The following is an 18,226-nucleotide window of genomic DNA, read 5'->3' as shown; positions in this document are numbered from 1 at the left end:
CACCAGCCGAGGGCTCACCCGGGCTGCGAACGCGCGGATGCCCCGTCGCGGCGGGCAAGGACAGCTCAGGGCATCGTGACTCTGGGTCAAGGGATGAGCACGATCGCGGTTGCCACCATGATGAGCGCGTAGAATATTTTCTGCAACCTTCTCTCAGAAATATTTTTGAGAAGATGCGTAGAGTGTGCGAGACAATGAACGTCGACCTGAGCCAGGCCCGAGCCAATGAGGATGGGAGGGCGCCCATGCCCGAACGCCACGCCCCGGCGGCCAGCCGCCGCAAGCTGGGGATACTGCTCCGCCAGCTCCGGGAGGGCTGTGACCTCACTGGTGAGCAGGTCGCCAAGCAGCTTCGTGTGCGCTCGCCGAAGATCTACCGGGTGGAGGGCGGCAAGGTCGTCCCCACCCACCCTGAGCTGACGATGCTCATGGATCTCTACCAGGTGACCGACGAGCACCGGGAGGTCCTGCTCCAGCTCGCTGACGAAGCGCGGCGCAAGGGGTGGTACGAGTCCTACGAGAGCGTCCTACCGCCCAAGTTCGAGACCTACGTGGGTCTGGAGTCCGACGCCACGGCCCTGCGGGCGTACGAGCCCAGCCTCGTCCACGGCCTCCTCCAGACACGGGACTACGCCCACGCCGTCCTGACCGCCGGAAACCCGGCCGAGCACCCCGATGACATCGAACTCCTCGTCGACCTGCGTATGCGCCGCCAGGAACTTCTCACCCGGGAACACGATCCGTTGCGGTTCTGGGTGGTCCTCGAAGAGGTCGTGCTGCACCGACCCGTAGGCGGCGCTCAGGTTCTCACCGAACAGCTGCGCCACCTGCTCACGGTCGCCGCGGACCTGCCCAACGTCACCGTCCAGATCATCCCGACCGCCGTGGGAGCCCACGCGGGGCTCGCGGGCTCGTTCAGCATCCTGGAGTTCGAACCCTCCTCCCCCGAAGTGATCTACGTGGACAGCCACGGAGGCAACCTGACACTGGAGAAAACCCGGGATCTACGCCGCTGTAAGCTCCTCTACGACAATCTCGTCGCCGACGCGCTCTCGAAGAGGGAGTCGACCCGGCTCGTCGAGGCCGCTCTGGAGGACACCCGTGCATCCTGAAGACGACGCTCCCAATACCCAGTCCTACGAGCAGACAGCGACACGATGGGTGAAGTCGAGCGCGAGTACCAGCGCCCAGGGCTGCGTCCAGGTGCGGGTTCCGCGCGCGGGCATGGTCGAGATCGGTGACACCAAGAACCCCGACGGACCCACCCTCACCGTCCCCGACACCGACTGGGACCACTTCCTCACCCAGGTCGCCACCGGCCGAACCGACTACAGACGCCTGCGCCCCACCTTCCTTCCCCACGGCGGCTTCACCCTCACCGACACCACCACTCCCCACTCCCCCGTGCTCGTCTTCACCCAGCCCGAATGGGACGCCTTCAAACTCGGCGTCGACGCCGGTGAACTCCACAGCGGCCACCCGCGCGGCGTCCTCGTCGGCTGACCCGACCAGGGACCTGTCGGGTGCAGGCGATGCGTCATACGAATCGCAGGCCGATGTCAGGTCCCGTGCAGGCGGTTCGTCACGTCCTCCGGGTGACGCTCGTGCTCCGATCTCTGAAGAGAGGAGCACGGATGAACGGCATCCGTCAGCGCGACCGGAGGGCCGACTTCCAGGCCACCTGGCGCACCGACCGCACCGTCCTGGTCGTCGTCCACCACCTGACCGCCGCGACCCGCCTGGCCGACGTGCTGCCCCTGTTCGAGTCCGACCCCCGGGTGCAGGTCGTCTTCACCGTTCCCCCGTTCTCCCGCGCGGCGCGGAGCGGCGCCCAGTACGTCGACCGGCTGGGCGCGGCCGTGCTCGACTGGGAGCGGGCGACGTCGCGCCGCTTCGACCTGGCCGTCGCCGCGAGCCTGGGCGGCCTCGAACAGCTCGACGCCCCCGTCCTGACCCTCGAACACGGCGCCGGCCCGGGCAAGCTGCGCGCGCGACACTCCGGTGACGGCCCCGAGGCGCCGCGGGAGGTCATCGGGTCGTCCCTGTCCGGGCTGGTCTTCCAGGGCAGGGTCGTGCCCGCGATGATCGGCGTCCCCCACCACCGGCAGCGGTCGGTCCTGGCCCGGCACGTCCCCCAGGCAGTGGAGGTCGCCCACGTGGTCGGCGACCCCACCTTCGACCGCGTCCTGGCGGGCCTGCCCGAGCGCGAGGGTTACCGTCGCGCGCTGGGCGTGGCGGAGGGGCAGACGCTGGTGTTCGTCTCGTCCACGTGGTGGTCGCACTCGCTCCTGGGCCGCATGCCCGATCTCCCGGGCCGGCTCGCGGCGGAACTCGCCCCGCACGGCGCGCGTGTGGTCACGGCGGTGCATCCGGGGGTGCACGCCGTGCACGGACACCGGCAGGTGCGGGCGTGGATGGGCGACGCGGTCGGACTCCTGCCGCCGGAGGGCGGCTGGCACGCGGCGATCGCCGCGTGCGACACGGTCATCGGGGACCACGGCAGCGTGACCTACTACGCGGCGGCGGCCGGGCGGCCGGTCCTGCTCGCGCAGTTCCCGGACGAGGACGTCGTACCGGCCTCGCACACCGACCTGCTCGGCAGGGCCGTGCCCCGGCTGGACGCCGGGCGCCCGTTCCTGCCGCAGGTGCGCGCCTGCGCGGAGGAGCACGTGCCCGAGCGCGGGGAGTGGTTCGCCTCGATGCTCACCTCCGCGCCCGGGGACGCGGCCCGGCTGCTGCGCGAGGCGGTGTACCGGCTCATGGACCTGCCCGAGCCGGAGCGGCCCGCCGTCGCGCCGCCCGTGCCGCCTCCGGTCCTGTCGCCGTCCCTGCTCGTGCGGGAGCAGCGGTGGTAGGCGTCCGGTTCGTGCGCGCGCGGCTGTCCACGCCGGGACGTCCGGCCACGGTGGCCACAGACGACCTCGTGTGGGCGGCGACGGGCGCCGACGACCACGCGAGGGGTCTGGCGGACGTCGTCACCGACGGGTCGGGGACGGTGCCCGGCGGTGCGACCGCTCTGCTGGCCCGTTTCCCCGGATGCCGTGCGGCGGCGGTGCGGGGTGAGCGGGTCTGGGAGGTCGCCGTCGCGGAGGGCGGTGGGGCCGCCGTGCCGGCCGCGGTCCCCGAGGAGCGGGTGGCCCTCGTTCTGTCCCTGCTGCACACGGTGGGCGTGCTCGGCGGGGTCGGAGAGGGCCCGGCGGCGGTGGTGCGGGCGGCGGTCAGGGCGTGGGACCGCCCGCCCGCCGCAGACGGAGTGTTGTCTCTGCGGCTTGGGGGGCGCCCAGTTCGGTATGGATGGCGAGTGCGCGCCGCAGATGGTCGCGCTCGTCCGGGTCGTGCCGCCTGAGCCGGGCGAGGTCGGCGAGCAGTGTGTGGGCGCGCGCCTCCTCCAGGCGCGCGCCGCAGCGCCGCGCGACCGCCAGCGCCTCGACGAGCGACGCGCGTGCGCGAGGTTCGTCTTCCTCGCGCAGGTGCGTCATGCCCTGGCCGATGAGGGTGCGCAGGGTCATGTAGTCGTCGCCGGTGCCGGTGAAGTACCGGTGGGCGCGGGCGAAGTGGTCCAGGGCGGTGTCAGGGGCGCCGAGTTCGCGGTGGGCGTCGCCGAGGTGGCGGTCCATCAGTGCGACGCCCCGCTCCACGCCCTCCTCGGCGAAGATCCGCCGGGCCCGGCCGTAGTGGGCGACCGCCCGTCGGTGGTCCCCGGCGATGAGGGCGAGGGTGCCCAGGTTCTCCAGGGAGGTGCCCTGGCCGAGCCGGTGGCCGATCGCCTCCCACAGTTCGAGCGCGCGCGTGTACTCGTCGAGGGCCTGGTCGGTGCGGTGGAGCTTGAGGTGGGCGTTGGCGAGGGCGAGCAGAGTCCGGGCGATCGGGGCCGGGTCTCCGGCCGCCTCGGCCGAAGCCAGGGCCAGACCGTGCGTCTCGGTCCAGGCCTCGAAGTGCTGGCGGAGGGTGAACAGGGCCCACAGGGCTTCGCACAGCTGCCACGCGGCCTGGTGCCGACCGGTGTCGTGGCACAGCCGGACCAGGGACCGCAGGACGGGGAGTTCGGCCTCCAGCCAGGCCAGTGCGCCGTCGCGGTCGGGGAAGGGCGAGGGGGTGTTCGCGGCCTCGGCGAACAGGGGTCCCAGGTGCCACCGGTGGGGGTTGAGGGCCAGGTCGGCGGCGGTGGCCGTGCGCAGGTAGCGGTCCACGAGCCGGTCGAGGGCCGCCGCGCGCCGGGGCTCGGGTTCGTCGCTGTGAGCCTTGGCGCGGGCGTGGTCGCGGACGAGGTCGTGCAGACGGTGCCGGCCGTCGGCGTCCTCCTGGAGGAGGTTGGCGTCGAGGAGGGCCTCGACGCGGTCCTCGGTCTCGTAGGGGTCGCCGCCGTCCAGCGCGATCGCCGCGTCCAGGGTGATGGCGGGTCCCGGGTGGAGGCCGAGGAGGCGGTAGAGGCGGGCGACGTCGTCGGGCAGGGCGGTGTAGGAGGCGTCGAAGACGGCGGTCACGGAGCTGTCCCGGTCGGTGCTGAGGGCGGACAGGCGGCGGTGTTCGTCGGAGAGTTCGTCGACGACGCGTTGGGCGGAGCGGCCGGGGCGCAGGCGCAGTCGTCCGGCGGCGGCGCGCAGGGCGATCGGGAGGCGGCCGCACAGGTCGGCGAGTCTGCGCGAGGTGGATCCGGAGAGGTCGTCGCGGTGGCCGCTGAGCAGTGTGTGGAGAAGCTCGACGGCGGCCTGGTGGTCGAGGGGGTGTACGTGCACGAAGCGGGCGCCGTGGGGGACGAGGCCGAGCAGGTGCAGGCGGGTGGTGACGACGACCCGGTGTGCGCCCGCTCCGGGGAGGAGGGTGCGGACCTGTGCGGGTGAGACGGCGTTGTCCAGCAGGAGTGCGAGCCGCTTTCCGTGGGTGCGGGTGCGGAACTCGGCGGCACGGGGTTCGAGGCCCTGGGGGATCTGGCGGGCCGGGACGCCGAGCGCGCGGAGGAATCCGTCCAGCACGGCGGCGGGGTCGGCGGGCGCGGCGGCGTCGGTGAAGCCCGCGAGGTCGGCGTAGAGCTGGCCGTCGGGGTGCTGGTCCGCGTGCTGGGCGAGGAAGTGCGCGGCGAGCGCGGTCTTGCCCACTCCCCCGGTGCCGACGAGGACGGACAGGTCGGTGTCGTGGTGCGGGGCGCAGGCGAGTTCGGCCAGTTCGCGGGTCCGGTCGGTGAAGTCGGCGGGAGGGGGCGGCAGTTGGCGGGGGACGGCGGTACCGGTGCGGGGCGCGTGGAAGTGGACGCCGCCGTGGATGGCGCCGCTCTGGACGATGTTGGAGTGCGAGGCGGCGTCGGCCTGGTTGTGCGTGACGCGCGCGGGGTCGGGGTGCTGGGGGTGGGTGTCCATGGGGCCTCGCACTGGGGGTCGTCGAGGGTTCGTCCCCGTTCGTGCGGGGTCGGCGCGGGAGTGTTCGATGCCTGACGTTCCCGTGGCGGGAGGGTTCTACACGGTTGGTGGCGGGGTGAACGCGAAGGGGCAGGACGGCGGTGGTGAACCGAGCCGCCTTTACGTTGTAGATTCACTGACTGCCACGGGCGAACCGGGTGCGGGCGCACACGTGTGGGCCGAGGACGAACCGCCCGGCGCCGGCCGCTGAGCCGTCGGCACGGGCAGGAGCGGTGACGCCCGGGGCAGGGGACGCCACCGCGGTTCGCGGACGCGGTCAGACCGGGCGCGCCTGCGGCGTCACCGCGTCTCCCCCATGCGCGGCAGGTGCCGCTCGATCCTCGCGCGGTCCGGCTCCAGCCAGGGCGGCAGCCGCAGGGCGCGGCCCAGTTCGAGCAGCGGTTCGTCGACGTCGAAGCCGGGCCCGTCGGTGGCGATCTCCAGCAGCGCGCCGCCGGGCTCGTTGAAGTAGACGGACGTGAAGTAGCAGCGGTCGCGGACCTCGGTGACGTCCACCCCCTCCCGCGTCAGGGCCAGCCGCCAGGCGTCCTGGGCGGCACGGTCGGGAGCCCGGTAGGCCACGTGGTGGACGCTTCCGGCCGCGACCAGGCCGCGCTCGGCCCCGGGCGCGGCCACGACGTCGACGATGGTGCCCACTCCGGGGGCGGCCGCGCCGGTGCGGAAGCGCAAGCGGTCCCCGGACTCGTCGACGAGCCGGAAGCCGAGCTGGTCGCCGAGCATGCGCGCGGTCTCCTCCGCGTCCCGCTCGGTCAGCGTGACCGAGCGGATGCCCTGGACGGCGCGCTCGACCGGCACCGCGCCCCCGTCCCAGGGGTCGGTGTCGTGGGGGTCGGCGTTGGCGGCGAGTTCGATGAGCAGGCCGTCGGGGTCGCGCAGCGTGAGGACGTCCTCCTCGGCGCGCTCGGTGGGGCGGGTGGCGTCCACGTTCAGGGCGGCCAGGTGGTCGGCCCACCAGCCCAGCGCCCCCTCGGGCACGGACAGCGTCGTGGTGGTGGCCTGTCCCGTCCCCGCGCGGCCCGGCGGGGCGTCGGGCCAGGGGAAGAAGGTCAGGACGGTGCCGGGGTTGCCCGCCCGGTCGCCGTAGTACAGGTGGTAGGTGTCGGGTCGGTCGAAGTTCACCGTGCGCTTGACCAGGCGCAGACCGAGCACGTCGCGGTAGAAGTCCGCGTTGGCGCGGGGATCGGTCGCGATCGCGGTCACGTGGTGCAGGCCCGTGGGGCGCACGTTCATTCCGTCGCCTTCCGACACGTAGTTGAATTTTGAACAAAACTCCGGGGAAGGACCTGCCCTCCGCGGGCGTCCGCAAACCTCCGGGTTCAGGGACGGTCGGGCAGACGGCGCAGGCGCAGGCCCGCCAGCGCGGCGAGCGCGCACAGGGCCAGCGCGTAGACCACCGCGCCGTGCCAGCCCGCGGCGTCGTAGACCACTCCGCCGCACCAGCTGAACAGGCTCGCTCCCAGGTAGTAGGCGAGCGTGTACACGGCCATGGCCTGCGCCCTCCCGGCCGTCGCCCGGCGGCCGACCCACGCCGAGGCGGTGGCGTGCGCGGCGAAGAACGCGAAGGTCATCACCAGCAGGGTGGCGGCCAGCGCGGCCAGGGACGTGGTGACCAGGCCGCACAGTCCGACCGCCATGAGCGCGGTGGCGGCCAGCAGCACCGCGTACCCGCCCCACCGGACGGTGGCCGCGCCCGCCACGGCCGAACCGAGCATCCCCGCGGTGTAGGCGAGGAACAGCAGGGAGGCCGTCGACTGGGACAGCCCGAAGGGCTCCTGGACGAGCCGGAACCCGAGCAGGTTGTAGACGGTCATGAACGCGCCCATGAGCAGCAGCGCCTGGGCGTAGAGGGCGGGCAGCCCCCGTGTGGTGAGCGCGGCGCGCAGCCGTCCGCGCGGCCGGGGCCTGGCGCCGCGGTCGGACGCGGGCCCGCCGGAGTCGCGCCGCCGCGGCAGGACCAGCACGAACACCACCAGTCCGACCGCGCCGAGCAGGGTGTTGGCCGCGATCCCCCACTGCCAGCCGCCCAGGTCGGCCGCGAACCCGGCCAGCAGGCGCCCGCCCATGCCGCCCAGGGGGTTGCCCGCGATGTACAGCCCGGTGGCGCGCGGGGCGTCGACGGGGTGGATCTCCTCGGCGAGGTAGGCGACGGCGGCCGCGGGCACGCCGCCCAGGGCCGCCCCCTGAAGGGTGCGCAAGGCCAGCAGGACCGGCAGGTCGGCGGCCAGGGGCGCCAGGCCGCCAATGAGGGTGGCCGCGCACAGGGAGAGGGCGATGACGCGGCCTCGGCCGATCCGGTCGGCGGCCCCGCTCCACACGAGCGTGAACCCTGCCAGCCCGCCGGTGGCCAGGGACGCGACCAGCGCCGCCTCGGCGGCGGAGGCGTTGAAACCGGCGGCGATGGCGGGCAGGATCGGCTGGACGGACCACAGCTGGGCGAAGGTGGCCACGGCGGCGGCGACCATGGCCACGACCGTGCGCCGGTAGGCACGGGTGCCCGCTCGCGGACGGGCGTCGTGGACGGGCACGGAGCTGCGGGTCGCGGACATGGCTCCACGCTAGGAAGACCCGTTTCATACGTCCAATGCATGTGTTGTGGTTGTTCCATACTGAAAGGTATGAGTACTCCCGATGCCCTGGTCAGCGTTCTGGCACCGAGGCTGCGCCTGGTCGCCGCGGTGGCCGAGACCGAGCACGTCACCCAGGCCGCCGCGCTGCTGGACATGCCCCAGCCGACGCTGAGCCGAGCGCTGGCCCGGCTCCAGGAGGAGTTGGGGATGGCACTGGTGGAACGCACGGGGCGCGGGGTGCGGCTGACGCGCGCCGGTCGGCTGTTGCTGCCGCACGTGCGGCGCGCCCTGGAGGACCTGCGGGCGGGGTTGGCGGAGCTGACCGACGCCGAGGAGGGGAGGGTGGCGCTGACCTTCCTGCCGACGCTGGGCGTGGAGGTGGTTCCGGCGCTGCTGCGCGGTTTCCGTGCACGGCATCCGGAGGTGCGGTTCACGCTGACCCAGGAGCCGTGGGCGCAGTCGCTGCGGCGGGTCTCCTCGGGCGGCGCGGATCTGGCGCTGACCTCGCCGCTTCCGTCCGGGCCGGGGCTGGCGTCGGCGACGCTGCACACGCAGGCGCTGCGGCTGGTGGTGCCCGAGGACCACCCGCTGTCCGCGGCGACGGGCGGGGTGCGGGTGTCGGAGGCGGCCGGGGACGAGTTCATCCTGCTCAAGCCCGGGCGCGGGGTGCGCCATCTGACCGACCGGTTGTCCGACCGCGCGGGGTTCACGCCCCGCGTGGCGTTCGAGGCCGACGACATCGCGACGGCGCGGGGACTGGTCGCGGCGGGGCTCGGGGTGGCGGTGCTGCCCGCGCGTCCCCGGGGGCCGTTGGGCGGGACGGTGGAGCTGGCGATCCGCGGCGCCGACACCACGCGGCCGATCGGTGTGGTCTGGCCGGAGGAGGGGGCCGGAGGCGGCTACGAGCCCCCGGCGGTGGCGTTGTTCCGCGAGCACGTGCGCCGGGTGGGTCCGAGCCTCATCCCCGACCTGACCGGCTGAGGCGGGGCGGAGCCGCTCCCCGGAGAAAGGGAGCCTTCGGACGGGTTCCCTCCCGCCAGGGGACATGCGGGGATTCCCGGCTCAGGGCGCCCGCCCCGACTGGGCGCACGGTCCTCCGTCCCCGGCACCAGCCGGTCCGGCCCCGCCCGGACCGGCACCGCGTGCACGGAGCTCCAGTCCCAGGGACGCGGGGTCCCGCGCGCGGTGCCGGTGGACGTTCCCTCCGACAACGGTGGGTCGGGAGAGAGCCGGTGATGCGAGAGGGCTCCTTCGGCGTGGACTAGCGGGCTGCGGCGGCGCCGTTCTTGGCCCGCTGGATCTCGGCGTAGACGCGGGCGCGCAGTTCGGTGAAGCGCTCGTCCTGGCGGGTGGTCAGCTGGTCGCGTTCCACGGGCAGGTCGACGGTGATGTCGTCCTGCACGACGGTGGGCGAGGAGGACAGCACCAGGACACGTTCGCCGAGGTAGACGGCCTCGTCGATGTCGTGGGTGACGAACAGGACCGTCACGCCCAGGCGCTGCCAGAGGTCGCGGATGAGGTCCTCCAGGTCGGCTCGGGTCTGGGCGTCGACGGCGGCGAAGGGCTCGTCCATGAGCAGGACCTTGGGCTCGTAGGCGACGGCGCGGGCGATGGCCACGCGCTGCTGCATGCCGCCGGAGAGCTGCCAGGGGTAGGAGTCGGCGAACGCGGTGAGTCCGACCGCCTCCAGGGACTCGGCGACGAGTTCCCGGCGGCGCGGCTTGGGCAGTTTCTTCTCCTTCAGGGGCAGTTCGACGTTGTCGCGCACGGTCATCCAGGCGAAGAGGCTGCGTCCGTACTCCTGGAAGACCACCGCCATGTCGGGCGGCGGGGCGGTGACGTTCCCGCCTGCGAGTTCGACGGTGCCGCTGGTGGGCGGCATGAGTCCGGCGATGCACTTGAGCAGGGTGGTCTTGCCGCAGCCGGAGGGGCCGACCAGGCAGGCGAGTTCGCCCTCGCCGAGTTCGAAGGTGAGGTCCCGGACCGCCTCGACGGCGTTCCCTCCCCCGTTGTAGATCTTGCGCAGTCCCGTGACCTTGAGCATGGTGGCGTGTTCTCCTTGGTGGTGGGCTACTCGCCGCGGTGGGCGGCGCGCAGGCCGCGGTACCAGCGAAGGACGCGTCCCTCGACGAGTTCGAAGACGGCGGTCAGGGCGAAGCCGATGAGTCCGAGCAGGACCATGCCGGCCCACATCTCGGGGATGGCGAAGGTGCGTTGGAACTGGACGATGGTGAAGCCCACGCCGCTGGAGCTGGCGAACATCTCGCTGATGACCATGAGGATGACGGCCAGGGCCAGGGCGAGGCGCAGTCCGGCCATGATCTGGGGACTGGCCGAGCGCAGGACGAGCACGCGCAGCCGGGTGCCGGTGCGCAGCCCGTAGCAGCGGGCGGTGTCGGCCAGGACGGGGTCGACCGCGCGGACGCCCTCGACGGTGTTGAGCAGGATGGGCCACACGCAGCCGGAGACGATGACCAGGACCTTCATGGTGTCGTCGATGCCCACGAGCAGGATCATCAGCGGGATGAGGACCGGCGGCGGGATGGCGCGCAGGAATTCCAGGACGGGTTCGAGGACGGCGCGCACGCGGGTGGACAGGCCCAGGACCACGCCCAGGGACACGCCCAGGACGGCGGCGACGGTGAAGCCGGTCAGCAGGCGGAGGAGGCTGGGGACGACGTCGACGAACAGGCGCTCGGAGAACCACAGTTCGGCGAAGGCGCCCGCGATGAGGTCGGGCGTGGGCGTGTAGAAGCTGCCGGAGGTGGCGGTGGAGTAGGCGTACAGGCCGATGAGGACCGCGGGCAGCAGCAGGATGTGCGCCGTGCGCAGGAGCGTCCGGGCGGCGGCGGAGGAGGTGGCGCGGCGGGGCCGCGCGGGGCCGCGCGGCGGGGTGGCCCCGGTCGGGGGCGCGGCGGTCTGGGTGGGCTGGCTCATGGGGTGGCCTCCCCGCGGACGGACGAGTGCCAGCGCAGCACGCGTCGTTCCAGGACGCGTACGCCCGTGTTGATGACCACGCCCAGGACACCGGTGGCGACGATGAGGGCGTAGACGTAGGCGACGGCGTTGCTGGACTGGGCGACGGCGATCTCCTGGCCGATGCCGGGAGAGCCGATGATCAGCTGGGCGGTGATGGACAGGATGAGGGCGACCGCCGCCGCCAGGCGCAGACCCGTCATGAGGTAGGGCAGCGTGGTGGGCCACACGACGTACCTGACGCGGGCCAGGCGGCCCAGCCCGTAGGAGCGGGCGGTCTGTTCGGCGACGGGGTCGACGTCGGCGACGCCGTAGAGCACCTGGATGTAGATGAGCCAGAAGCAGGCGTACACGACCAGCAGCAGCGTGGACCGGATGTCGGTGCCGTACAGCAGGACGGCCAGCGGGATCAGGGCCACCGAGGGGATGGGGCGCAGGAAGTCGACCGTGGAGGTGGTGAAGGCGCGCACGCGGGGCAGGGAGCCCAGGGCGAGGCCGAGCACCGTCGCGGCGGCGAAGGCGATGGCCAGGCCCAGGGCCCACCCGAGGAGCGTGTCGCCGACGGCGGTCCAGAAGCCGGGCGTGGCCGCGCGTTGGGCGAGGACGGTCAGGACCTCGGAGGCGGGCGGCAGGTAGCGGTCGGAGACCACGCCCAGGCGCGGTACGGCCTCCCACAGCAGAAGGAAGAAGACGATGCCCAGGGTTCCCAGGAGGGCGCGGTCGGGTCGGGGGCGGGCGGGGCCGCGCGGGGGTGGGCCTTGGTCGAGCGTCCCGGGTGCCCGCGGCGCGTCGGTGGTGTCTGTCTTGGTCATCTGATTCGGTGCGTCCAGATCGGGTGGGGGCGGGCGCGAGAAGCCCGCGTCCCGGAGGCGGGTGCGGTGGTCAGCGGATCAGCGCGGGTCGGGGATGATGATGCGCGGCCCGCCCGGAGGCGGTACGTGCGGGCTGGCCCTCAGCGGTAGAGGCCATCCAGGTCGGCTTCGGCGTCGATCACGCCGTCCTCGAGCATGAGGTCGGCGAGCGTCTGAACGGAGTCGCGGTCGATCTCGGAGGGGAAGCGCGGCAGGATGAGCGCGTCGACGACGCTCTGGTCGATCTCGGTGTAGCTGGTCATGACCTCGCGCACCGCGTCGGGGTGGTCCTGGGCGTAGGCCAGGGACTCCTCCAGGGCGGCGGTGAGGGAGGCGAAGAGTTCGGGGTCCTCTGCCAGGCGCTGTTCGGAGGTGAAGTAGGCGGCCACGCTCAGGTCGGGGTCGGTGTCGACGAAGTTGGAGGCGATCTCTCGGCCGCCGGCCTGGCGGATCACCGTGCCGAAGGGCTCCACGGCCCAGACGGCGTCGACCTGTCCGGTCTCCAGAGCGGCGGGCATGTCGGGGAAGGGCAGTTCGACGAACTCGATGCCGGTGGGGTCGCCGCCGGCCACGCGCACGGACTGGCGGACGGTGGTGTCGCCGATGTTGCTGAGGGTGTTGATGGCGACCCTGGCGCTCTCCAGGTCGGCGGCGCTCTCGATGTCGCTGTCGCCGGAGACGAAGACGCCGCCGAGGTCGGCGCCCTGTTCACCGGTGCTGGTGACGCCGTTGGTGAGGGTGGTCAGGGGCAGGCCCTGCTCGCGGGCGATGATCAGCGAGACCATGTTGGAGAAGCCGAGGTCGAATTCGCCGCTGACCACGCCGGGGACGATCGCGGCGCCGCCGGAGCTGGACTCCAGGGTCAGGTCGATGCCGTGCGCTTCGAAGATGCCCTGCTCGACGCCGAGGTGGACGGGGGCGACGTCGACGATCGGGATGACGCCGGCGGTCAGTGGGGTGAGCTCACCGTCCTCCTGGGACGGCGAGTCCTGGCCGCCGCAGGCGGTGGTGGCCAGGAGAGCCGTACCGGCGGCCAGGGCGAGCAGGCGGTGACGCATGGGGACTCCAGGGAGGGGATGGAAGCCGAGGGTGCTACGGAACGTCTTGTACGAATGGCGAACTAATGTTCATCTGGCGAACATGAATCTAGATGATGCAACTCACCTGGTCAAGTGGCCGATCACACACGACTTCGCGATGTCGCGGGCGCGTGAAGCGAACTCCCGCGGGATCAGGGCCCCAGGCACGGGGACGGGCCCGAAACCCCGTTTCGGGGAAGCGCCGCGACCGCGAAGAGGGCCGACGACGAACGACCGGCGCCGCGCGCCCGATCGGGTTGGTCGGGCGCGGGTGCGGGGTGGGTACGAACCGCTGGCGGTGGCGCTGATGCGTGCGTACCCGCGGTGGGTGGGGCCGAGCCCCATCCTCGACCCGGCCGGGTGAGGCGGGCCTTCCGGGACTCCGCGTCGTGGTCCGGTGGGCGGTGGCGCTGGGACGACCGCGCATCCGGTTGCGAGGCCGCACGGGAGCGGGCCATGATGGCGAGCCATGACGACCGTGCCCGCCCCCTCGTCGCCCTCCCGTCCGGTCGCCCTGGTCACGGGGGTGGGCCGCACGGCGGGCATCGGCGCCGGGATCGTCCGGCGGCTGGCGGAGGCCGGGTGGGATCTCGGCTTCTCCTACCTGTCCTCCTACGACGACCGCATGCCGTGGGGTGTGGAGGCCGGCGCGGTGGAGGCCAACCGCTCGGCCGTGGCGGCTTGGGGCGGCGCCGCCGTGGCCGTGGAGGCCGACCTGGCCGACCCCGAGGCGCCGGCCCGTCTGCTGGAGGAGGTCGAACGACGGCTGGGCCACGTCACGGCGCTGGTGATGTGCCATTGCGAGTCGGTCGATTCGGGTCTGCTGGACACGTCCGTGGAGAGCTTCGACCGGCACTTCGCCGTGAACGCGCGCGCCACCTGGCTGCTCGTCCGCGCGTTCGCGCGGCGATTCCGGGGCGCGCACGGGTCCGGGCGGATCGTCGCCCTGACCAGCGACCACACGGTCGGCAACCTGCCCTACGGGGCGAGCAAGGGGGCCCTGGACCGCATCACTCTGGCGGCCGCCCGGGAGCTGGCCCACCTGGGCGTGACCGCCAACGTCGTCAACCCGGGGCCGGTCGACACCGGGTGGATGGACGACCGGGTACAGGCGGCGTGCCTGGAGAACACGCCGCTGGGCCGTCTGGGCACCCCGGCCGACACCGCGGACCTGGTGGAGTTCCTGTGCTCGCCCCGGGGCGGGTGGATCAACGGGCAGCTGCTGCACAGCGACGGCGGGTTCTCCGCCTGAGGCGCGCCGACGGATGCCACCCGGGCCCGGGTGGCATCCGTCGGTCTCCGGGGCCGCCTACTCGACGGTGACGGTGACCTCCATGCCCATCGCCCGGTGGCTGCCCACCGAGCAGTAGAAGGTGTACGTGCCGGGCTCCAGGGTGACGGTGGCGCTCTGGCTGGTGCCGCCGTCGATCACCGGGACGACCTGCTGGTCGCCGAGCTCCTCGACCACCAGGTCGTGCCCGGCCTGACCGGCGTTCTCGAAGTCGATCCGGATCGTGCCCGCGGGCAGGGTCTCGGGGAAACCGGTGTAGGACATCTCCTGAGCCGTGACGGCGACCGTCTCCACGACGTCGCCGTCCTGGGCGTCGCCGCCGTCCGCGGCGGTGTCGTCGGCGCCCGTGTCGTCGGCCGGGGCCTGCTCCTGTGCCGCGGTGTCCTGGGAGGCGGCGTCGGTGCCGGTCCCGTCGCCGGAGCAGGCGGTGAGCCCGAGGCCGAGGGCGAGGGCCAGGGCGGCGAAGAGGGTCGGGCGTGGCATCGTTCTGATCTCCTTGCGGTGGCGATCGGGTCAGGGGACCGACGGGGGTCGCGTGGAGGAGCCGGGCGGGGCCAGGGCCCGGGCCGCCGGGCGGTCGGGGCCCATGGTTCGGATGGGCGGTGTGCGACCGGAGGCGACTCCCCCAGCATGCACGCGACCGCGTCAAGCGCGCCTAAAACTTACATAGAAATAGCTTCCCGAGAAGGATGTTCGGACATGACCTTGCGCACACGCGCGGGCGCACCGCGTGGGACGCCGGGTCGGATTCGGCTCGGAGGGAGACCCGGGGCGCCGCCTTTACGACGTAGATTCCTTCGATCGGCACGCCTTCGGCACGCCGGAGGGCGGGTGGATCCTCCCGCCGCCCCGCCGGCCGGGGGTCCGGACGGCACCGCTCCCGCGGGGACGCATCCACCGGAGGAGCCGACGGGCCGCCGAACACCCCGGAACGACACGTTCGGGGACTCCGTGTTGCATACCGGGGTAGCGGATTGGATAGGCTAGCCTAACCTTCACGTACACGGCCCGGCGTGCCGTCACAGCCCGCCCCGTGTGCCCGTCGGAGCCCCACACCCGATTGGAACGACGACCGTGCGTCTACCCACCGCCCCGGACGGCAGCCGCGGCTGCTCGGCCCTGGCCCGCTACACCGGCGAGCAGATCGCCGGCACGGCGGGCACCACCGGTGGATGGCTGCTGGTCGAACACCCCGGCCCCTGGCGCCATCCCGCGTTCTCCAGCCCCGGCCTGGACAAGGCCGTCGTCTCCAAACTCGCCGAGCGCATCGTCGGTCGCGACGTCAAGCCCCAGCTCATCAAGCGTCCTGGCACCCGACGCCCGGACGGGGAGCGGGGTCCGCGCCGCGCGTACTACGTGCACACCAGCCGGACCTCGCCGTGGGTGCGCATGGTCGAGTTCGAGGACCTGGCCGAACTGCTGGAGTACGACGTCACCGCCGTGGAGAAGCCCGAGCCGCCGGACTTCGGCGTGCCCGTCGAGCACGCGCTGTACCTGGTGTGCACGCACGCCAAGAAGGACCCGTGCTGCGCGGTGCTGGGGCGTCCCGTGGCCGCCGCGCTGGCCGGGGGCCGCGCCGAGGTGTGGGAGACCACCCACGTCGGCGGCGACCGGTTCGCCGCCAACCTGGTGGCGCTCCCCCAGGGCCATTACTTCGGCCGACTGGACCCGGAGTCGGCCGTGCGCACGGTGACCGCCTTCGAGCGCGGCGACGTCGTCCCCGACAACTACCGCGGCCGGTGCACCGACTCCTCCGCCGTCCAGGCCGCCGACGCCGCACTGCGGTCCCGGCTGGGGACGGTGGGCGTGGACGCGGTGACCCACCTCGACGAGGAGTACACCGACACCGACGTGCGCGTGACTCTGGGCCACGGCGGCGGGGTCTACACGGTGTCGGTGACCGCCGAGGAGGGCCCGGAGTGCGCGACCACCTGCTCGGCGATCGCCCCCAGTAGGCCCGTGCACCACCGCGTCACGGAGATCTCCGAGGGCCGCGTCGGCACGGCCGCGCACTGAACCGCGCGGGACCCGGGCCTCTTCCCCGGCCCGGGTCCCCGCCTCCCCGCCCGGCTCGGGCCGGTCAGCCCCAGAAACCGAAGCTGTACAGCAGGCCGTTGGTGGCCGCGATCGCGGCCAGGGCGAGCACCGACCCGGTGACGAAGGACGTCCGCAGCGACCGGACCAGGTACTCCGCGGAGATCAGGTTGTTGAACAGGAAGTACCCGAGCATGGTCGCGTGCCAGAACGCGTCCATGCTCAGCGGCTCGAAGGAGTAGGGCGCGCCCGTCCAGACGTCGGTCTCGGTGGTGAACCACGACCACGCCAGCGCCGCGCCGTAGCCGACCGGGATCTGCACGAGCGGCAGCACCAGCAGCGGCAGCAGCTTGACGAACCCCCACACCCCCGGCTGGTTGGCGGTGCGGGCCTCGGTCTGGGCCCGCTGGGCGGCGTGCCGTTCGGCGCGCACGCGCTCGCGGTGGGCGTCCTCGGCCTCCCTCTGGCGGCGCGCCTCCTGCTGCTGCCGCTGGCGTTCCTCGTGCTGGCGGCGCTGCTCCTGCTGGTGGTACTCGACCTGCTGCCGCTGCAGCTCCTGCTGACGCCGGTGCTCCTGCTCGGCGCGCTCGCGCTCGCGCTGGGCCCGTTCGTGGGCCTGCTGGAGCTGACGGGCGTCGGTGCCGTGGCGGTGGCCGCCGTACAGGTCGGCGTAGGGGTCGTCGTCTCCCGCCCCGCCCTGTCCGCGGGCGGGCGCGGCGGGTCGGTCGAATCGGGCGGTGGGCGGCTGGGCGTGCGCTCCCTGGCCGTAGTGGGCGGTCGGCGGGCTCGCGGGCGGCGGGGCGGAGGGCAGGTGCTGGGTGGGCTGGTGGCCCTGCTGTCCGTACACGGCCGTGGCGTCCCCGCCGTCGGACGCCGCGGGCGGAGCGATCCGGGTGGCCTGGTCGTCGCCGAACGCGCCCGCGGCGCCGCCCGCGCCCAGCACCTCGGTGCGCTGGTGGCCTCCGGTGGCCCCGGCGCCGCCGGGCGCGGACAGGGCCTGGTTCACGGCGCCGACGCGGTCGCGGACCCCCGCCGCGACGGCCGGGGGCAGCCAGGTCGATCCGGCGTGCACGTCGCCGAGGTGGTCGAGGATCTCGCCGGGGCCGGGGCGGCCCGCGGGGTCCTTGGACAGGCAGGCGGCGACCAGGTGGCGCAGCGATTCGGGGACCGCCGACAGGTCGGGCTCGGCGCTGATGATCCGCATGACCATCGTCGGCATGCCGCCCTCGCCGAAGGGTCCGGCGCCGGTGGCGGCGAAGGCCAGCACCGCGCCGTAGGCGAACAGGTCGCTGGCGGGCGTCAGCGGCTTGCCCTCCACCTGTTCGGGGCTCATGAAGCCCGGGGTGCCGATCACCGACTGGGTGGCGGCGGTGCCGTCGGTGGCGCGCGCGATGCCGAAGTCGATGACCCGGGGGCCGTCCTCGGCCAGCAGCACGTTGCCGGGCTTGAGGTCGCGGTGGATGAGGCCGACCCGGTGGATCTCGGCGAGCGCCTCGGCCAGCCCGGCGGCCAGCACGCGGACGCTGGCCTCGGGCAGCGGGCCGTGGTCGCGCACGGCCTCGTCCAGCGGCAGGGAGGGAACGTAGGAGGTGACCAGCCAGGGCACCTCGTCCTCGGGGCCGGCGTCGATGACGGGAGCGGTGAAGGCGCCGCTGACCTGCCGGGCGGCCGTGACCTCACGGGCGAAGCGCTGGCGGAAGGAGGCGTCGGCGGCCATGTGGGGGTGGATGCGCTTGATCGCGACGGCCCGGCCGCCGGCGGAGCGGCCCAGGTAGACCTGCCCCATGCCTCCGGCGCCCAGGCGGCTGATCAACCGGTAGCGACCGATGCGCTCCGGGTCGTTGCTGTCCAAGGCACCCAACGTCCTCAACCTCCGACTCTGCCGCTCACGGAGGCCCCAGTCTAGAGGGGGGCGCGAGGGCCGGGGACGGGTCGGGAACCGGGCACGGCCGACGGTTCCGGTCCGTGCTGGTGCGGCAACGACCGGGGCGGCGGCGGAGTTCCCCCGCGTCCG

The 18,226-nt window shown here is 73.3% G+C and carries 15 protein-coding genes; 6 read left to right on the top strand and 9 right to left on the bottom strand.

Annotated features, from left to right (window positions below):
* Positions 1-245: 245 nt before the first annotated feature.
* The 3 genes from ACIBFB_RS22355 to ACIBFB_RS22345 all read left to right on the top strand — a co-directional run bounded on the left by ACIBFB_RS22355 (position 246) and on the right by ACIBFB_RS22345 (position 2,855).
* Complete coding sequence (locus ACIBFB_RS22355; RefSeq protein ID WP_397233135.1) at positions 246-1,112, top strand: helix-turn-helix domain-containing protein; 867 nt, start codon at positions 246-248, stop codon at positions 1,110-1,112.
* Positions 1,102-1,503, top strand: a complete 402-nt coding sequence (locus ACIBFB_RS22350; protein WP_397233133.1) for a DUF397 domain-containing protein — start codon at positions 1,102-1,104, stop codon at positions 1,501-1,503. The genes ACIBFB_RS22355 and ACIBFB_RS22350 overlap by 11 nt, the downstream gene beginning before the upstream one ends.
* Positions 1,504-1,634: 131 nt before the next feature.
* Positions 1,635-2,855 carry a hypothetical protein gene (locus ACIBFB_RS22345; RefSeq protein WP_397233131.1) on the top strand — a complete coding sequence of 407 codons (1,221 nt, stop codon included), beginning with the start codon at positions 1,635-1,637 and terminating at the stop codon, positions 2,853-2,855.
* Between the two features lie 363 nt (positions 2,856-3,218).
* On the opposite strand, the gene ACIBFB_RS22340 is transcribed toward ACIBFB_RS22345, so the two are convergent.
* The 3 genes from ACIBFB_RS22340 to ACIBFB_RS22330 form a co-directional block, all read right to left on the bottom strand.
* Positions 3,219-5,354, bottom strand: coding sequence for an ATP-binding protein (locus ACIBFB_RS22340; protein WP_397233129.1), 2,136 nt, complete (start codon positions 5,352-5,354; stop codon positions 3,219-3,221).
* 339 nt (positions 5,355-5,693) lie between these two features.
* Positions 5,694-6,644 (bottom strand): ring-cleaving dioxygenase, encoded by a 951-nt coding sequence (locus tag ACIBFB_RS22335; protein WP_397233127.1) that lies wholly within the window; start codon positions 6,642-6,644, stop codon positions 5,694-5,696.
* Positions 6,645-6,730: 86 nt separating this feature from the next.
* Positions 6,731-7,960 (bottom strand): MFS transporter, encoded by a 1,230-nt coding sequence (locus tag ACIBFB_RS22330; RefSeq protein WP_397233125.1) that lies wholly within the window; start codon positions 7,958-7,960, stop codon positions 6,731-6,733.
* Positions 7,961-8,029: 69 nt separating this feature from the next.
* On the opposite strand from ACIBFB_RS22330, the gene ACIBFB_RS22325 reads away from it, so the two are divergent.
* Positions 8,030-8,962, top strand: coding sequence for a LysR family transcriptional regulator (locus ACIBFB_RS22325; RefSeq protein ID WP_397233123.1), 933 nt, complete (start codon positions 8,030-8,032; stop codon positions 8,960-8,962).
* Between the two features lie 280 nt (positions 8,963-9,242).
* Here the strand turns inward: ACIBFB_RS22325 and ACIBFB_RS22320 are convergent, their stop codons facing one another.
* The 4 genes from ACIBFB_RS22320 to ACIBFB_RS22305 all read right to left on the bottom strand — a co-directional run bounded on the left by ACIBFB_RS22320 (position 9,243) and on the right by ACIBFB_RS22305 (position 12,866).
* Positions 9,243-10,025 (bottom strand): ABC transporter ATP-binding protein, encoded by a 783-nt coding sequence (locus ACIBFB_RS22320; RefSeq protein WP_397233121.1) that lies wholly within the window; start codon positions 10,023-10,025, stop codon positions 9,243-9,245.
* A gap of 26 nt (positions 10,026-10,051) precedes the next feature.
* Positions 10,052-10,918: an ABC transporter permease gene (locus tag ACIBFB_RS22315; protein ID WP_397233119.1), complete on the bottom strand. Its 867-nt coding sequence runs from the start codon at positions 10,916-10,918 to the stop codon at positions 10,052-10,054.
* Positions 10,915-11,769, bottom strand: a complete 855-nt coding sequence (locus ACIBFB_RS22310) for an ABC transporter permease (protein ID WP_397233117.1) — start codon at positions 11,767-11,769, stop codon at positions 10,915-10,917. Before ACIBFB_RS22310 ends, ACIBFB_RS22315 begins: the two co-directional genes overlap by 4 nt.
* 140 nt (positions 11,770-11,909) lie before the next feature.
* A complete protein-coding gene (locus ACIBFB_RS22305; protein WP_397233115.1) occupies positions 11,910-12,866 on the bottom strand; it encodes an ABC transporter substrate-binding protein in 957 nt (318 codons plus the stop codon).
* A gap of 490 nt (positions 12,867-13,356) precedes the next feature.
* Between ACIBFB_RS22305 and ACIBFB_RS22300 the strand changes: the two genes are divergently transcribed.
* Positions 13,357-14,139 (top strand): SDR family oxidoreductase, encoded by a 783-nt coding sequence (locus ACIBFB_RS22300; protein WP_397233113.1) that lies wholly within the window; start codon positions 13,357-13,359, stop codon positions 14,137-14,139.
* A gap of 57 nt (positions 14,140-14,196) precedes the next feature.
* On the opposite strand, the gene ACIBFB_RS22295 is transcribed toward ACIBFB_RS22300, so the two are convergent.
* Positions 14,197-14,661, bottom strand: coding sequence for a cupredoxin domain-containing protein (locus ACIBFB_RS22295; RefSeq protein WP_397233111.1), 465 nt, complete (start codon positions 14,659-14,661; stop codon positions 14,197-14,199).
* 591 nt (positions 14,662-15,252) lie between these two features.
* Between ACIBFB_RS22295 and ACIBFB_RS22290 the strand changes: the two genes are divergently transcribed.
* Entirely contained in the window at positions 15,253-16,194 is a 942-nt protein-coding gene (locus tag ACIBFB_RS22290; RefSeq protein ID WP_397233109.1) for a sucrase ferredoxin, read from the top strand.
* A gap of 64 nt (positions 16,195-16,258) precedes the next feature.
* Here ACIBFB_RS22290 and ACIBFB_RS22285 read toward each other — a convergent pair whose 3' ends face one another.
* Positions 16,259-18,064: a serine/threonine protein kinase gene (locus ACIBFB_RS22285; RefSeq protein WP_397233107.1), complete on the bottom strand. Its 1,806-nt coding sequence runs from the start codon at positions 18,062-18,064 to the stop codon at positions 16,259-16,261.
* Between the last annotated feature and the right edge of the window lie 162 nt (positions 18,065-18,226).

This window comes from Nocardiopsis sp. NPDC050513 (assembly GCF_044457925.1).
Lineage (GTDB): Bacteria > Actinomycetota > Actinomycetes > Streptosporangiales > Streptosporangiaceae > Nocardiopsis.
Note: the sequence above shows the minus strand (reverse complement) of the source record. Positions and strands in the feature narration are given on the sequence as shown.

Bases quoted from the DNA above. Each gene is read 5' to 3' on its own strand.
- ACIBFB_RS22355 (WP_397233135.1), top strand. From the start codon at position 246: ATGCCCGAACGCCACGCCCCGGCGGCCAGCCGCCGCAAGCTGGGGATA.
- ACIBFB_RS22345 (WP_397233131.1), top strand. From the start codon at position 1,635: ATGAACGGCATCCGTCAGCGCGACCGGAGGGCCGACTTCCAGGCCACC.
- ACIBFB_RS22340 (WP_397233129.1), bottom strand. From the start codon at position 5,354: ATGGACACCCACCCCCAGCACCCCGACCCCGCGCGCGTCACGCACAAC.
- ACIBFB_RS22335 (WP_397233127.1), bottom strand. From the start codon at position 6,644: ATGAACGTGCGCCCCACGGGCCTGCACCACGTGACCGCGATCGCGACC.
- ACIBFB_RS22330 (WP_397233125.1), bottom strand. From the start codon at position 7,960: ATGTCCGCGACCCGCAGCTCCGTGCCCGTCCACGACGCCCGTCCGCGA.
- ACIBFB_RS22325 (WP_397233123.1), top strand. From the start codon at position 8,030: ATGAGTACTCCCGATGCCCTGGTCAGCGTTCTGGCACCGAGGCTGCGC.
- ACIBFB_RS22320 (WP_397233121.1), bottom strand. From the start codon at position 10,025: ATGCTCAAGGTCACGGGACTGCGCAAGATCTACAACGGGGGAGGGAAC.
- ACIBFB_RS22315 (WP_397233119.1), bottom strand. From the start codon at position 10,918: ATGAGCCAGCCCACCCAGACCGCCGCGCCCCCGACCGGGGCCACCCCG.
- ACIBFB_RS22310 (WP_397233117.1), bottom strand. From the start codon at position 11,769: ATGACCAAGACAGACACCACCGACGCGCCGCGGGCACCCGGGACGCTC.
- ACIBFB_RS22305 (WP_397233115.1), bottom strand. From the start codon at position 12,866: ATGCGTCACCGCCTGCTCGCCCTGGCCGCCGGTACGGCTCTCCTGGCC.
- ACIBFB_RS22300 (WP_397233113.1), top strand. From the start codon at position 13,357: ATGACGACCGTGCCCGCCCCCTCGTCGCCCTCCCGTCCGGTCGCCCTG.
- ACIBFB_RS22295 (WP_397233111.1), bottom strand. From the start codon at position 14,661: ATGCCACGCCCGACCCTCTTCGCCGCCCTGGCCCTCGCCCTCGGCCTC.